Origin of the sequence: Streptomyces sp. NPDC005263, from assembly GCF_042872365.1 — a bacterium.
Taxonomy (GTDB): Bacteria; Actinomycetota; Actinomycetes; order Streptomycetales; family Streptomycetaceae; genus Streptomyces.
The window spans coordinates 198,876-213,993 of record NZ_JBIAKJ010000004.1 but is presented as its reverse complement, the minus strand read 5'-3'; the positions used below and the strand labels follow the sequence as shown (position 1 = coordinate 213,993).

General features: G+C 69.7%; 12 protein-coding genes. 4 read left to right on the top strand and 8 right to left on the bottom strand.

Features of this window, described 5'->3' with window-relative positions; translation table 11 throughout:
• Positions 1-142 precede the first annotated feature (142 nt).
• From ACFYRY_RS19525 to ACFYRY_RS19490, 8 genes are all read right to left on the bottom strand, one after another.
• Positions 143-724, bottom strand: a complete 582-nt coding sequence (locus ACFYRY_RS19525) for an ATP/GTP-binding protein (protein ID WP_026248371.1) — start codon at positions 722-724, stop codon at positions 143-145.
• The gene (locus ACFYRY_RS19520) at positions 705-1,298 is read right to left on the bottom strand and encodes a DUF742 domain-containing protein (protein ID WP_389146752.1); all 594 of its coding nucleotides are present in this window, start codon (positions 1,296-1,298) and stop codon (positions 705-707) included. The genes ACFYRY_RS19525 and ACFYRY_RS19520 overlap by 20 nt, the downstream gene beginning before the upstream one ends.
• 96 nt (positions 1,299-1,394) lie before the next feature.
• A complete protein-coding gene (locus tag ACFYRY_RS19515) occupies positions 1,395-1,808 on the bottom strand; it encodes a roadblock/LC7 domain-containing protein (protein WP_054219305.1) in 414 nt (137 codons plus the stop codon).
• A 10-nt stretch (positions 1,809-1,818) separates the two neighbouring features.
• Entirely contained in the window at positions 1,819-5,124 is a 3,306-nt protein-coding gene (locus ACFYRY_RS19510; RefSeq protein WP_389146749.1) for a nitrate- and nitrite sensing domain-containing protein, read from the bottom strand.
• Between the two features lie 409 nt (positions 5,125-5,533).
• Complete coding sequence (locus ACFYRY_RS19505; protein WP_362448173.1) at positions 5,534-6,109, bottom strand: ATP/GTP-binding protein; 576 nt, start codon at positions 6,107-6,109, stop codon at positions 5,534-5,536.
• The gene (locus ACFYRY_RS19500; RefSeq protein WP_030611532.1) at positions 6,090-6,485 is read right to left on the bottom strand and encodes a DUF742 domain-containing protein; all 396 of its coding nucleotides are present in this window, start codon (positions 6,483-6,485) and stop codon (positions 6,090-6,092) included. Before ACFYRY_RS19500 ends, ACFYRY_RS19505 begins: the two co-directional genes overlap by 20 nt.
• Positions 6,486-6,595: 110 nt before the next feature.
• A complete protein-coding gene (locus ACFYRY_RS19495) occupies positions 6,596-7,009 on the bottom strand; it encodes a roadblock/LC7 domain-containing protein (RefSeq protein ID WP_356777409.1) in 414 nt (137 codons plus the stop codon).
• A gap of 9 nt (positions 7,010-7,018) precedes the next feature.
• The gene (locus tag ACFYRY_RS19490) at positions 7,019-10,831 is read right to left on the bottom strand and encodes a nitrate- and nitrite sensing domain-containing protein (protein WP_389146746.1); all 3,813 of its coding nucleotides are present in this window, start codon (positions 10,829-10,831) and stop codon (positions 7,019-7,021) included.
• Between the two features lie 605 nt (positions 10,832-11,436).
• On the opposite strand from ACFYRY_RS19490, the gene ACFYRY_RS19485 reads away from it, so the two are divergent.
• The 4 genes from ACFYRY_RS19485 to ACFYRY_RS19470 all read left to right on the top strand — a co-directional run bounded on the left by ACFYRY_RS19485 (position 11,437) and on the right by ACFYRY_RS19470 (position 15,100).
• Positions 11,437-11,631 carry a hypothetical protein gene (locus tag ACFYRY_RS19485; RefSeq protein ID WP_389146744.1) on the top strand — a complete coding sequence of 65 codons (195 nt, stop codon included), beginning with the start codon at positions 11,437-11,439 and terminating at the stop codon, positions 11,629-11,631.
• A gap of 367 nt (positions 11,632-11,998) precedes the next feature.
• The gene (locus tag ACFYRY_RS19480) at positions 11,999-12,793 is read left to right on the top strand and encodes a fumarylacetoacetate hydrolase family protein (RefSeq protein ID WP_389146741.1); all 795 of its coding nucleotides are present in this window, start codon (positions 11,999-12,001) and stop codon (positions 12,791-12,793) included.
• Positions 12,786-14,270, top strand: a complete 1,485-nt coding sequence (gene gltX, locus ACFYRY_RS19475) for a glutamate--tRNA ligase (protein ID WP_389146738.1) — start codon at positions 12,786-12,788, stop codon at positions 14,268-14,270. Before ACFYRY_RS19480 ends, gltX begins: the two co-directional genes overlap by 8 nt.
• 95 nt (positions 14,271-14,365) lie before the next feature.
• Positions 14,366-15,100, top strand: a complete 735-nt coding sequence (locus tag ACFYRY_RS19470; protein WP_389146735.1) for an HAD family hydrolase — start codon at positions 14,366-14,368, stop codon at positions 15,098-15,100.
• The last annotated feature ends 18 nt before the right edge of the window (positions 15,101-15,118 follow it).

Below are 15,118 nucleotides of genomic sequence, written 5' to 3'. Positions count from 1 at the left end.
CATGACTGAGGGCCCCTCTCCAAGAGAGGGGCCCTCAGTCATGCCTTCTTGAGGGGCGCGGGGAACTGCGCGACAAGCCACTGGGCTGCCGCAGACGGCACACAACCGTCCGTGGCAGCCCAGTGGCCGCAAGAACGCTTACCTACCGCAGGCGAGCCATCAACGCGTGCTCCACGAGAGTGATCAGCGCCGACTTCGCATCCGCACGATGCCGCGCATCCGTCGTGATGATCGGGGTGTCGGGCCCGATCTGCAGCGCCTCGCGGACCTCGTCCGGGTTGTACGGCTGGTTGCCGTCGAACCCGTTGAGCGCGATCACGAAGGGAAGACCCGAGTTCTCGAAGTAGTCGACCGCCGGGAAGCAGTCGGCAAGGCGCCTCGTGTCAACGAGGACGATCGCGCCGATGGCGCCGCGCACCAGGTCGTCCCACATGAACCAGAAGCGGTCCTGGCCCGGCGTACCGAAGAGGTAGAGGATCAGGTCCTGGTCGAGCGTGATACGGCCGAAGTCCATGGCGACCGTGGTGGTCGTCTTGTCCCCGGTGTGGGTGAGGTCGTCGATGCCCGCGCTGGCGGACGTCATGACGGCCTCGGTGCGCAGCGGGTTGATCTCCGAGACGGCGCCGACGAACGTGGTCTTGCCCACGCCGAAGCCGCCCGCCACCACGATCTTCGCGGACGTGGTGGAGCGGGAAGGCCCTCCGCTAGAGCTTGCGAAGTCCACTGAGCACCCTTTCGAGCAGTGTCACGTCTGGCTGGCCGCCGGCGTTCTCGTCGCCGCCGGGCTGATGGATGGCGACCAGGCCCGCCTCCGCCAAGTCGGCGACGAGGATCCTGGCCACGCCGAGAGGGATCGTCAGGAGGGCCGAGATCTCGGCCACCGACTTGATCTCACGGCAGAGGTTGCAGATCCGCTGATGCTCGGGCAACTGGCCCTGCATCTGGTGCGGCTGCGCGGTGGTGTGCACCAGCGCCTCGATGGCGAGCTGGTAGCGCGGGCGGGTCCGTCCGCCGGTCATGGCGTACGGACGCACCAGGGGGTTGCTGGCGCCTCCCGCGGGTGAAGGCTCAGGGGTGCGTCGGTGCGGCTGCACGGGCTGGATGCGCGGGGCCGGCGGCTGGTCGTACGGCGACGGCCCGGGACCCTGGGGGTTCTGGGGCGCGTACGGCTGCTGACGCCGGTGGCTCGGAGTGGAGGGGAAGTTGTAACGGTTCGGGTTCTGGGAACCGTCGCCCTGACCCTGGCCAGGGCCGTACGACCAGTTACCCGAAGGTGAACCGCCTGGGGGTGTTGCCACTTTCTCTCCTCCTCCGACTGTGCCGGGCACCCATCACCATGGAGCCGCGTCTCGAAACCTTATGGCCTCAGGACGCCAAAACGCACCGTCTGTCTGTTAGTTGAGCAAGCTCCCTTGGAGCTCCGCACGCAGATCGGGCGTCAGGACCGTCCCGGCACGGTCCACCAGGAGGGCCATCTCGTAGCCGATGAGGCCGATGTCCGCCTCCGGATGTGCGAGAACTGCGAGCGAGGAACCGTCGGAAACGGACATGATGAAGAGGAATCCCCGCTCCATCTCCACAACCGTCTGGTTCACGTGGCCGCCCTCGAAGATGCGGGAGGCGCCTGCCGTCAGAGACGTCAGACCGGACGCGACGGCCGCGAGCTGGTCGGCTCGGTCGCGAGGAAAGCCTTCGGACATCGCCAGAAGGAGTCCGTCGGCGGAGACCACCACCGTGTGGGACACCCCAGGGGTGTTGTCCACGAAGTTGGTGATCAACCAGTTCAGGTTCTGTGCCGCCTGGCTCATCGGGCTCACACTAACGCTCCTGGTTGTAGGTGCTGTCAGGACCACCGTGTTGATTCCCAGTGGCCTGGCCGTTCGTTTCGCTGTTTGCGTTGCGTCCCCGCTGGACCCCACGGCGCAGGTTGCTCAACCTGCCCCGGACGTCCTCGGGAGCGCGGGAGACCTGTGGGCCCCCCTGCGGGGTGGACTCGGCGGCTCCCTCGACCAGGTTGGCCTTGGGCACCCGCCGCGGCAGACCGGAGGAGGTCACGCCGCCCGCCTTGGGCTTCCGGAGCTGCGAGGCCTGCTGCCAGCGCGCGTCGTTGGCCGAGCGCCAGGATTCGGTGCCGTTGCTCTCCGGTGTGGAAGTCGACGGCTCCTGGGTCGTGTGCCGCGTACCGGCCGAGCCGTTCGCGCCACTCGTGGGGGAGCCACGGCGGGGAAGCCCGGCATCGGTCAGCTCGTGGGCGACGGAGGAGGTCGGTCCCGGACGTTCGAAGCCTACGCGGTCCAGCTCATTCGCGTCACCGGCCTGCGCAGATTCCGCTTCCGGAGCGTACTGGTCCGGGTAACCGTTGCGATAGCCGGTCTGCTGAGGCCAGTCGTCCTGGTAGGACTGCTCTTCGAAGGCCGAGAACCTCTCCGGCGCGGCGGCGCGGCCGGGCCCGGACTCCTCCTGGACCGGCTCCGGATACGTGGGCTCCGGGTAGCCACCGTTCGTGGAGAAGGCGTCCTGCTGCGGCAGACCGCCGCCCGGCGCGTAGTACGACTCATCGTACGACGGCTGCTGCGGCTCCTCGTACGAGCGCTGCTGCTCCTCGTACGGCGCCTGACGAGGCTCTTCGTACGCCGGCTGGCGCGGCTCGTCGTAGGACGGCTGGCGAGGCTCCTCGTAGGCCGGCTGACGGTCGTACGCGGCAGGCTGCTCGGGGAAGCCACCCGGGGCGTTGTCGTAGCCCGGCCGGGCGTCGAACGCCTCCGGGTACGACGGGGTCTCGGGGGCGTCGTCCTGTGACTGGGCCTCCAGAGCCGCGCGGCGCTCCTCACGCATCAGGGAGCGGCCCACCGGGTCCAGCTCCCGGATGTCGTCCGGGACCTCCAGGTAGCGGCTGTCGTCGAAGCCGAGCTCCGCGGCCGTGCGCATCGGCAGGCCGTTGTTGAAGTCCTCGCCCTGGTAGCTCTGCTCCGGGATGATCTGCGAGACCGTGAACTCGTCGCGCGGCTGCTGCTCGCCGCCACCGCCGTGGGTGATCGCGTCGGGCAGCATGACCAGCGAGGTCGTGCCGGCCTGCTCGCCGGAGGGGCGCAGCTGGACCCGGATGCCGTGCCGGTCGGACAGCCGGCCGACCACGAACAGGCCCATGCGCTGCGAGATCGCGGCGTCCACGGTCGGCGGGTTGGCCAGCTTGTGGTTGATGTCCGCGAAGTCCTCGGCGGTGAGGCCGATGCCCTTGTCGTGGATCTCGATCATGATCCGACCGTCGGGGAGACGGGTGGCGGTCACGCGAACCTTGGTCTGCGGGGAGGAGAACGTCGTGGCGTTCTCCAGCAACTCGGCGAGCAGGTGCACGAGGTCGGTGACCGCGCGGCCGTGGATCTCGGCCTCCGGCACGCCGGACAGCTCGATGCGCTCGTACTGCTCCACCTCGGAGGAGGCGGCGCGCAGCACGTCGACCAGCGGAACCGGCTGGTCCCAGCGGCGGCCGGGCTCCTCGCCCGCGAGGACCAGGAGGTTCTCGCCGTTGCGGCGCATACGGGTCGCGAGGTGGTCCAGCTTGAAGAGGTTCTCCAGCTGGTCCGGGTCGGCCTCGTTGTTCTCCAGATCGGTGATCAGGGTCAGCTGGCCCTCGATCAGCGACTGGTTGCGGCGCGAGAGGTTGGTGAAGATCGCGTTGATGTTGCCCCGCAGCAGGGCCTGTTCCGCCGCGAGCCGGACCGCCTCGCGGTGGACCTGGTCGAAGGCCCGGGCGACCTCGCCGATCTCGTCCCTGGTGGTGATCGGGATCGGCTGCACACGGGTGTCGACGCGGCCGGGATCGGTGCGCGAGAGCTGGTCGACCAGCATCGGCAGGCGCTGCTCGGCGATACCGAAGGCGGCGTTGCGCAGCTGGCGCATCGCGCGGCTCATCTGGCGGGCCACCATGCCGGCCAGGATGAACGCGGCGAGCAGCGCGACCACGACCGCGGCACCGGTGATGAAGGCGTCCTGACGGGCGTTGTCGGAGATGTCGGCGGCCTCGTTCACCGCCGTGTCCGCCAGGTCCGCCTCGATCTGCCGGTAGGCGTTGAACTTGAGGGTGGTGACCGCCCACCAGTTGGGCGCGCTGATGCCCTGCGCGGCCAGCGTCTGACGCGCGGCCGGGTCCGTGGTCTGCAGCGCGGACATGCCCGCGATCATGGTGTTCGGGTTGGACGGCGGCGGCACGTAGTCCGGGTTCTTGGCCTTGGCCTCCTTGGCCATCGCCGCGCCGTCGGCCTGGACCTGCTTGCTGGCCGCGTCCAGCTTGGCGATGTCCTGCTCGGTACCGCCGCCCTGGTACTCCTGGACGGCGATGCCCTCCAGGTAGGCGTACGAGGTCAGGGCGACGCGCTGCTTGGCCAGGCTGCTGGCGCTGGTGCCGGGCTTGATCAGCAGGTGCATGCCGATGGAGCGCTGAAGGGAGAGCGCGCCCTTGGTGAGCGAGATGGCGTAGACCGTACGGCCGTAGCTGGTGATGTTTCCGGTGCCCAGACCGAGCTCGTTGGAGAACTCGAGCAGCCGGTGCTCGACCTCGACGTAGCCCTCTTCGGTCTGCACGCCGTCAAGCTTGTTGGTGTACGCCGCCGCACGGATCTTCTGCAGGTCCGGCTCCACCTCGCGGAAGCGCGCCAGGCGACGAACCAGGTTCGGCCGGTTCGGCATGCTCTTGGCCGCCTCGTCGAAGGCGTCCGCGGCTTCGTCGGTCTTCTTGCGGGCCGCGACGACCGTCTTGTCGTTCTGGCCCTTGCCCTGGAGCAGGGGAGCGGCGGTGATGTCGCGCTCGACGAGCATCTCGTTGCTGTAGGTCAGCGCGGCCCGCACCAGACGCGCGGTGTTCTCCGCGTCCTCGGCCTCCTGCCAGGTGTCGATCGAGCTCTTCACCTGGAAGCCGCCCATGACGAGGCCGACCATCACGGGTATGAGCAGGATCGCGTTCAGCCGGGTCGGCACCCGCCAGTTGCGCGGGGAGAAACGGCCGCCGCTCGGAGCGGGGGGCGCCGTTGGTTCCGATCCGGGTACGGGGGCGGGCGCCGCTCCGCGCGGCGGCGGGGTGAAGTTGCCCCGGGCCGACGGCTCGGGACCGTTCTTGCTTCGCCTCACTCGACCAACAACCTTCCGGCGGTCGGCACCAACGCTGTGCCGCAGTGTCTCAGAGCCCGGTACGCCTCGACGGTGAGTACGTCTTTGACTATTGGGCAGTTCAGGCATTCCAGCACGTCGCCCTACGCAGCTCCAAACAGTGGAAAGGATGGAATCGACGTGATGTAAGCCCCAGATAAAACGGTCATAAAGAGCGAGCCCCGCCAAAAGACGGGGCCTTCGTGCGCGCAGCGAGACCAATTGACCGCGATGCGTGGCCGTACCACCGGATTCCTCTGCCGAAACGTTATGAACGTCGGGGCCGACCGTGTCAAAGGACACAGCCGGCTCCGCGACATCTACGACAACTGCCGTATGGCACCCACGTTTTGGGTGGTGTCCGGTTCGCCGCGCCGGGCTGCCCCGCCCGTTACCGCAGGCGGGCCATCAGAGCGTGCTCCACCAGCGTGATCAGGGCACCCTTGGCGTCGGAGCGGTGCCGTGCGTCGGTGGTGATGATCGGGGTGTCGGGGCCGATCTGCAGGGCCTCGCGCACCTCCTCGGGCTGGTACGGCTGGTGGCCCTCGAAACCGTTGAGCGCGACGACGAACGGCAGCCCACTGTTCTCGAAGTAGTCGACCGCGGGGAAGCAGTCGGCGAGACGGCGGGTGTCCACCAGGACGATCGCGCCGATGGCGCCGCGCACCAGGTCGTCCCACATGAACCAGAAACGGTCCTGGCCCGGCGTACCGAACAGGTACAGGATCAGGTCCTGGTCGAGCGTGATGCGGCCGAAGTCCATGGCCACCGTTGTGGTGGTCTTGCCCCCGGTGTGGGTGAGGTCGTCGATGCCGGCACTGGCGGACGTCATGACGGCCTCGGTGCGCAGCGGGTTGATCTCGGAGACGGCGCCCACGAACGTGGTCTTGCCCACGCCGAAGCCGCCCGCCACCACGATCTTCGCGGAGGTGGTCGCCCGGCCTCCGTCAGAGCTTGCGAAGTCCACTGAGCACCCTTTCAAGCAGTGTCACGTCCGGAGCACCGGTGCTCTCGTCGCCACCAGGCTGGTGAATGGCGACGAGTCCGGCCTCCGCGAGGTCCGCGACAAGAATCCGGGCCACACCCAGAGGCATGGCCAGCAACGCCGAGACCTCGGCCACCGACTTCACCTCTCGGCACAGGTGGCAGATCCGCTGGTGCTCAGGGAGCAGCCCCATGAGCGCCGCCGGGTCGGCCGTTGTGCTGATGAGGGCCTCGATGGCGAGCTGGTAACGCGGCCGGGTCCGACCGCCGGTCATCGCGTACGGGCGTACCAGCGGCTGGTCGCCCTCATCCTCGTACGGCTCCGCGTACGGATCATGAGAAGCGGTGGGCGGGGTCATGAGTCCTCCGGGCGGGACAGCAAGTCGTAAGCCGAGCCGTCTGACGTGGCCGGTGGGGGGAGTGTGGCGGCCGGACGGTGATTTGGTGAGGCGGGTGGATCCAGGGCGGATCAGTGGAGCAGACTTCCTTGGAGTTCGGCGCGCAGGTCGGGCGTGAGCACTGCGCCCGCGCGGTCGACCAGGAGTGCCATCTCGTAACCGACCAGGCCGATGTCGCAGTCGGGGTGTGCGAGCACGGCCAGGGACGAGCCGTCCGAGATGGACATCAGGAACAGGAATCCCCGCTCCATCTCGACGACCGTCTGAGCGACTTCGCCGCCCTCGAAGATCCGGGAGGCGCCGGCCGTGAGCGAGGTGAGTCCGGACGCGACCGCCGCCAGTTGGTCGGCTCGGTCGCGCGGGAAGCCCTCGGACATTGCGAGCAGGAGGCCGTCGGCGGACACGACGACGGTGTGGGACACCCCGGGGGTGTTGTCCACGAAGTTGGTGATCAACCAGTTGAGGTTCTGTGCCGCCTGGCTCATCGGGCTCAACTAACGCTCCTGCTGGTGAGTGGGGCTCGGGAAGCTGCCGGTCTGGCCGCTACCGGCCTGTCGACCTTGCGCGATGCCCCGACGGAGATTGGTCAGCCGGCCGCGTACGTCGTCAGGCGAACGCGAGACCTGCGGACCGGGTTGGTGCTGTTGCTGCTGAGCCGTGCCTGGGACGAGGTTCGCTCGTGGCACCCGGCGCGGCAGACCGGAGGTGGTGACGCCGCCCGCGGCCGGCTGCCGTACGCGCTCTGCCTGCCGGACGAGATCGTCGTTCGGCGAGCTGCGCCAGGAGCTGGCGACGGGACGTTGGGGGGCAGGCGGGGCCTGCGGCTGCTGCTGCGGGGCCGCCGGGACGGGATCCGTCGCGGTGTTGCCCTGCTGAGCGTTCTGTTGCCCGTGGAACCAGTTGGTCTCGAGCGTGTCGTACAGCGGGGTACGGCCGTCACCGGGACCGGCGGCGGGCGGCAGCTCCCAGGCCTCGGGCCGTCGGCCCTCGTCAGGCCGCTGCTGCGGACGCTGCGGGGCAGGCGGGCGCGGAGCACCGAAGTCGGTGCCGCGGCCGTTGGTCTGGGGCCGCTCGAACTGGCCCGTCGACGACGAGGTGTTCGACGGGTTCTGGCTGCCCGGCAGGGAGTGCTGACCCGTGGAGCCGCCGTCGTAGCCGGGCTGGGCGAACTGGCCGCTGGTGCCGTTGTCGTAGCCCTGCGGGGGCGCGAACTGGCCCGTGGCCGGCGCGGACGAGGGTGCCGCCGGGGCGCTGAAGATGTCCGAGCGGACGAAGGGCCCGTCCGTGATCTGCTCGCTGCGACCGTTCTGGCTGTTCTGTCCGCCGCTGGTACCCGGGCGGGGGAACTGCCCGGTGCTCTGCGGGGCACCGGGCGCCGACGCGTCGAAGTCCGGGCGGGCGAACTCGGAGGTGGACCCGGGACCCTGACGGCCGTCGAGCTGCGGGACGGCCGGCATCTCGGTGGTCGCGCCCGGACCCTGCCGGTCGTCGATCCGCGGCATCCGGGAGGTCTGCGAGGAGTCCTGCTCGTCGTGGCCGCGCGGGGCGTCCAGCGAGGCGCGCGGCACCGGCGGCTGGGCGTTGTCGTCGCTCCAGCTGGGCGTGCGGGGCTGCTGGTTGCCGCCGGGCAGCTCGGCCCGGGGACCCCCACGCCCCGGCAGCTGCGGCCGACGGCGCCGGCCCTGCTGCTCGGAACCCTTGTTCGAGGACGGCGACTGCGGGGGTACGGCACCCCGGGCGCCGCCGAAGGAGTCCTGGCTGCCCCCGAAGGCGTCCTGGCCACCGCCGAAGGCATCCTGACCGCCGCCGAAGAGGGACTGGCCCTGCGGTCCGCCGGTGCCCGCCGCCTGCAGGCCCTGCGGAGCTCCCGGAGCCTGACCGCCGAAACCGGCGCCCGCACCGGCCGGAGCGGGACGGCCCTGCTGGGGCGCGCCCGGACCCTGCGGTCCGCGCGCTCCGCCCGGCGCACCCGGGCGGCCGCCCGCGTCGCGCCCGGGCAGCGCGGCCCGCGGTCCCTGCCCGGCACCGAGCAGGCCGCCGCCGGGACCGCCGGGAGCACCTCCGCCCAGCTGACCGCCGCCACGGCGAGCCGCGGCCACACCGGCGGCCGCGGCGGCGACACCGCCACCCGCACCGCTGCCCTGACCGGGCTTCGGCTGGGGCTTCTTGCCGCCCTGGGCGACGTCGACGGGGAGCATGACCAGCGCGGTCGTACCACCGGAGTCGGACGGCCGCAGCTGGATGCGGATGCCGTGGCGCTGCGACAGCCGGCCGACCACGAACAGACCCATGCGTCGGGAGACGGAGACGTCCACGGTGGGCGGCGAGGCGAGCCGCTCGTTGATCGCGGCGAGGTCCTCGGGGGAGAGGCCGATGCCGGTGTCGTGGATCTCGATCAGGACGCGGCCGTCGGGCAGCGCGTGACCGGTGACCTTGACCTTGGTCTGCGGTGAGGAGAACGAGGTGGCGTTCTCCAGCAGCTCGGCGAGCAGGTGCACGAGGTCGTTGACGACCCGGCCGGCCACTTCGGTGGTCGGCACGGAGGCCAGCTCGATGCGCTCGTACTGCTCCACCTCGGAGGCCGCGGCGCGGAGCACGTCGACCAGCGGGACCGGGCGGGTCCAGCGGCGGCCGGGCTCCTCACCGGCGAGGACGAGGAGGTTCTCGCCGTTACGGCGCATGCGGGTCGCGAGGTGGTCGAGCTTGAACAGCGAGGACAGCTGGTCGGGGTCGGCCTCGCGGGACTCCAGCTCGGAGATCAGCGACAGCTGGCGCTGGATCAGACCCTGGGAGCGGCGCGAGAGGTTGGTGAACATCGCGTTGACGTTGCCCCGCAGCAGGGCCTGCTCGGCCGCGAGCCGGACCGCCTCGCGGTGCACGTCGTCGAAGGCCGCGGCCACCTGGCCGATCTCGTCCTTGGAGTGCACACCGACCGACTCCACGGACGTGTCGACGTCCTGCGGGTCGGACTCGGACAGCTGCTTGACCAGCTCGGGCAGCCGGTCCTGGGCGACCTTGGTGGCGGTCTCCTGGAGGCGGCGCAGCGAGCGGATCATGGAGCGGGCGACGACGAAGGCGCCGACCAGCGAGATACCGAGGACGAGCAGGATCAGGACACCGGAGATGATCGCGTCGCGCTCGGACTGGTTGCGCAGCTCGCGGGCCTTCTGCTCCATGTCCTCGAGCAGCGTGTGCTCGACGTTGCTCATCTGCTCGATCTTGATCGAGCTGTCGTCCACCCAGTCCTTGTAGGAGCGCTTGTCCAGGTCGGAGAGACCCGAACGCATGGCGCGGCCGCCGTACTGGTCGGTGGCCTGGATGGTCGGGTTGCCCTCCTCGACCGGCTTGAGGAGCTCGACGGCGCTGTCCGTGCCGTAGATGCTGCGGAAGCTGTTGAGGTCGGACGCCTCACTCTCCAGCGCGCCCTCGCCGTACAGGCGGTCGTTCTCGGAGAGGTTGCCGGTCGTGGTGTTGCTGGTGGGCAGCGCCGCCGCGAGGATCGCGCGCTGGATCGACGCGTACTCCTTGGCCGAGGAGAAGGCCGCCAGGGCGCGCGTGCGCTGGATCATCTCGGGGTTGCTGGTGGCCTCCGCCATGTCCTGCGAGAGGTCCAGCAGGTGCGTGATGAGGCGGTGGTAGCCCTCGACCGTCTGCGAGGCGTTCTTCTCGGTCGCATAGGCCGAGTTGCGGATCCTCGCGAGGTCACCCAGGTCGCGGACGAGGCCGACGAGGCTCTCGCGGACGCCCGGGAGGTTGGCGGCGTCGATGTCCTCGGCGGCGCCCTTGAAGGTCTCCACGGCCCGGTCGGTCTTGGTGCGGAAGCCCTTGACCGTGAAGTCGTTCGACGCCGAGCCGTGGGCCAGCGGGCCGGCCGACTGGTCGCGCTCCGCCTGGAGCGCGTCCGCGAGTTCGGTAGCCTGCTTGGTCATCTCGGTCAGCAGCTTCATGTTGTCCAGCTGCTGGATGTCGTCCATCGAGTCGTTGATGCGCACCGCGCCCAGCGTGGTGGCCGCGACCACCGGGAGGGTGAGCAGCGCCACCAGACGCGTGGAGATGCGCCAGTTGCGCAGGGCTATTCGCGAGCCCGGCCCGGGCACACCACGGGGCGGCTTCACCGGTGGCGTGGTCGGGGTGGCCGGGCTCGACGACGTGGACGCGCCGGGGCGCCCGAGGCGCTCACCGCCGTCACCGGAAGGGCCCGGGTTCTGGGCGTGCTGGGGCGAGGAGCTACCGGCCGTCGGGCCATTCCCGCCGTGCGGCTCCGGCTCCGCCGAAGCACTGCCATCCCTCTTGAAACGTCCCTGCACTAGCGTCGCAACCTCTGGACCAGGCGTCCTTCCGGGTGAACGGAAGGACGGTGTCGGCGTCGTAGGGGGCGTCCTGAAATACGCACCCTGATTGGTCGTGAGTGACCGGCCGCTGGCTCCCCCATTCTCGCCGCCACTCGGCGCTTCTCTGCGCCCCCTGTGCGCCGGCTCGATCCTGCGGCGGTCCGTGGAATTCCAGCACAGTGCCGGATCTCCAACAAGGCCCGTGGGTCAGGCCGTGACGTACGTGACAGCACGTGAGTGCGAAGTCACCACCAGTGTCACATGATCTCCGCAATAACGGACTTATGCCCGCGAGTCCATCGGCGACTCCGGGTGTCCCAGTCGCCATGATCAGGAGCGGAATGGTGGCTTCGGAGATGCAATGTCCGATTCACTGGGGTGGATCATGAGCCCGCTATGACCGTTTTGACCGCAGAGTCGTGAGGAAACTCACACATGGATCAAGGGGTGTTCGCGACTTCGAAAGGGAATCGCGTGCCTAGCCTGACGCTTTACATCAATGGCAAATCCGACAACCCGCGCCGATCGCGGAGCCCCCTCGGGCACCCGGCGCACGCACAGGACAGGGTCTCGTAAGAACCGTGAAGACGACGATGATGTTCCACAAGATCGCCAACCCGCGGCGCACGACGCTGGCACACCTGAACGGCTCCGACGAACTGCGGACTCTGGAGCAGCCGGAGCACTCCGTCGATCTCCCGGAGCAGACCGCGAACCCCAAGCGTACGGTGCTGATGGAGGCCCCCGTCGCCGCCCAGGCGTCCGCCGCCGAGTAGCGGCCGCCGGGTGGCCGGCGCCGAGTGGTCGGCGCGTGGTGCCGAGTGGCCGCTGAGGCTCTCCGGGTGAACGGGGAGCCCCGTCGGCCGGGCACCCTCACCGCCCACCGGGCGCCCCCGGCGCGCCTGCGCGCGTCCGCCGCTTTGCGTCGTTGCGCAGGGCCGCCTCGCCGTCGAACCAGGTGTCCCACCGCCCGGTGCCCCGCGGCAGGGGCATTTTCTTGAATACGACCCGAACCCTCGGGGCGTTCAGGCCGCCGATGATCATGCCACCCGACCGGTTAGCCTGGAGCGTCCAGAGTCGGCTCGCGGGCAAGCCGGTCGGCCGACACGCACACCAGTTCTCAGTGAGGGGCGCCAGGATCCCGTGCGCATCGCCAGATTCTCCATCGACGGGAACGTCGCCTTCGGCGCCGTAGAGGGCGAAAAGCCGGACGAACTCGTCCTCGACATCATCAAGGGCATCCCGTTCGCGGACTTCGAGCTCTCCGGTACGAAGGTCCCGCTGGCACCGTCCGATTCGAGGACGAGGGTGCGGCTGCTGCCCCCGGTGCTCCCCAACAAGGTCGTGGCCTTCGGCCGCAACTACGCGGACCACGCGAAGGAACTCGGCAACGAGGTCCCCGACGCCCCCTTCGCCTTCTTCAAGCCCTCCACCTCGGTGATCGGCCCCGGCGACGAGATCCAGTACCCCTCCTTCTCGGAGGACCTGCACCACGAGGCCGAACTGGCCGTCGTCATCGGCCGGATGTGCCGCGAGGTCCCGCGTGAGCGCGTCAAGGACGTCATCCTCGGCTACACCTGCGCCAACGACCTCACCGCCCGCGACGTCCAGAAGCGCGAGAAGCAGTGGGCCCGGGCCAAGGGCTTCGACACCTCCTGCCCGCTCGGCCCCTGGGTGGAGACGGACCTCGATCCGTCCGACCTCACGATCCAGCTCACGGTCAACGGACAGCAACGCCAGCTGGGCCGGACCAGCGAGATGATCCACTCCATCGAGGATCTGATCGTCAACATCACCGAGGCCATGACGCTGCTCCCCGGCGACGTGATCCTCACGGGCACCCCGGCAGGCGTCGGACCGCTCACCGTCGGCGACGAGGTCGCCGTCACCATCGAAGGCATCGGCACTCTCACCAACAAGGTTGTCAAGCGTGGCTAGCGCACCCGCCCCCGCCGTCCGAGTACGGTTCTGCCCCTCGCCCACCGGTAACCCCCACGTGGGCCTGGTCCGCACCGCCCTGTTCAACTGGGCCTTCGCCAAGCACCACCAGGGCACCCTGGTCTTCCGCATCGAGGACACCGACGCGGCCCGCGACTCCGAGGAGTCGTACGGCCAGCTGCTCGACTCGATGCGCTGGCTGGGCTTCGACTGGGACGAGGGCCCCGAGATCGGCGGCCCGCACGCGCCCTACCGCCAGTCGCAGCGCATGGACCTCTACAAGGAGGTCGCGGGCAAGCTCCTGGACGCCGGACACGCCTACCACTGCTACTGCTCCCAGGAGGAGCTGGACACCCGCCGCGAGGCCGCCCGCGCCGCCGGCAAGCCCTCCGGCTACGACGGCCACTGCCGCGACCTGACCGCGGAGCAGGTCGCCGGCTACCAGGCCCAGGGCCGTACGCCCATCGTCCGCTTCCGCATGCCCGACGAGACGATCACGTTCACGGACCTGGTCCGCGGCGAACTGACCTTCACCGCTGAGAACGTCCCCGACTACGGGATCGTACGAGCGAACGGCGCCCCGCTGTACACGCTGGTGAACCCGGTCGACGACGCGCTGATGGAGATCACCCACGTCCTGCGCGGCGAGGACCTGCTCTCCTCGACGCCCCGCCAGATCGCCCTGTACAAGGCGCTGACCGAGCTGGGCATCGCCAAGCGCACCCCGGAGTTCGGGCACCTGCCGTACGTGATGGGCGAGGGCAACAAGAAGCTCTCCAAGCGCGACCCCGAGTCGTCGCTCAACCTGTACCGCGAGCGCGGCTTCCTGCCCGAGGGCCTGCTCAACTACCTCTCGCTCCTTGGCTGGTCGCTCTCCGCCGACCAGGACATCTTCACGATGGACGAGATGGTCGCGGCCTTCGAGGTCTCGGACGTGAACCCCAACCCGGCCCGCTTCGACCTGAAGAAGTGCGAGGCGATCAACGCCGACCACATCCGGCTGCTGGACGTGAAGGACTTCACGGAGCGCTGCGCCCCCTGGCTGAAGGCACCGTTCGCCCCCTGGGCGCCGGAGGACTTCGACGAGGCCAAGTGGCACGCGATCGCCCCGCACGCCCAGACCCGCCTCAAGGTCCTCTCCGAGATCACCGACAACGTCGACTTCCTGTTCCTGCCGGAGCCGGTGTTCGACGAGGCGAGCTGGAACAAGGCGATGAAGGAGGGCAGCGACGCCCTGCTGCGCACCGCCCGCGAGAAGCTGGAGTCCGCGGACTGGACCTCCCCGGAGTCCCTCAAGGAGGCCGTCCTGGCCGCCGGCGAGGCCCACGGCCTCAAGCTCGGCAAGGCCCAGGCCCCGGTCCGGGTGGCCGTCACCGGCCGCACCATCGGGCTGCCCCTCTTCGAGTCCCTGGAAATCCTGGGCAGGGAGCGGACGCTGGCGCGCGTGGACGCGGCCCTGGCGAAGCTGACGGCGTAGCCGTACGCCCGTGAGGTGCGGCACCCCCGGTGTGGGGTGCCGCACCTTCGTCGTTCCGCCGGACGGGTCGCGGATCTGCGCGTTACCGTCGGACCATGAGCATTCGGGCCGTGGTCTGGGACGTCGACGACACCCTTTTCGACTACACCACCGCCGACCGGGTCGGCATGAGCGGGCATCTCGCGGCTGAGGGCCTGCTCGACGGGTACGACAGTGTCGATCAGGCCGTCGCGCGGTGGCGGGAGATCACGGACCAGCAGTGGGCGCGCTTCTCGGCGGGGGAGGCGACCTTCCAGGGGCAGCGCCGGGACCGCGTACGGGGCTTCCTGGGCGACGGCACGGTGAGCGACGCCGACGCCGACGCGTGGTTCGAGCGGTACATCGGCCACTACGAGACCGCGTGGGCCCTCTTCCCGGACGTCCTGCCCGCCCTGGACGCGCTCGCCGCCAGCCACCGACACGCCGTGCTGTCCAACTCCAGCATCCACGTCCAGGACCGCAAGCTGCGCGCCCTCGGTGTGCACGACCGCTTCGAGGTCGTCCTGTGCGCGGCGGAACTCGGCGTCTCCAAGCCCGCGGCCGGCGCCTTCCTCGCCGCCTGCGACGCCCTGGAACTGGCCCCGCACCAAGTGGCGTACGTGGGCGACCATCCGGAGATCGACGGACGGGGTGCCGCCGACGCGGGACTGCTGTCGGTCTGGATCGATCGTGGGGGTGTGTACGCCACCGTCGCGCCGCCGGTCGGCCCGCGACGGATCGCCTCGCTCGCCGAACTCCCCGCGATCCTCGCGGCGGATACCCGTTTTGGAGCCCCGTCCGCCTTCGGGTAATGTTCTTCATGCGCCGCC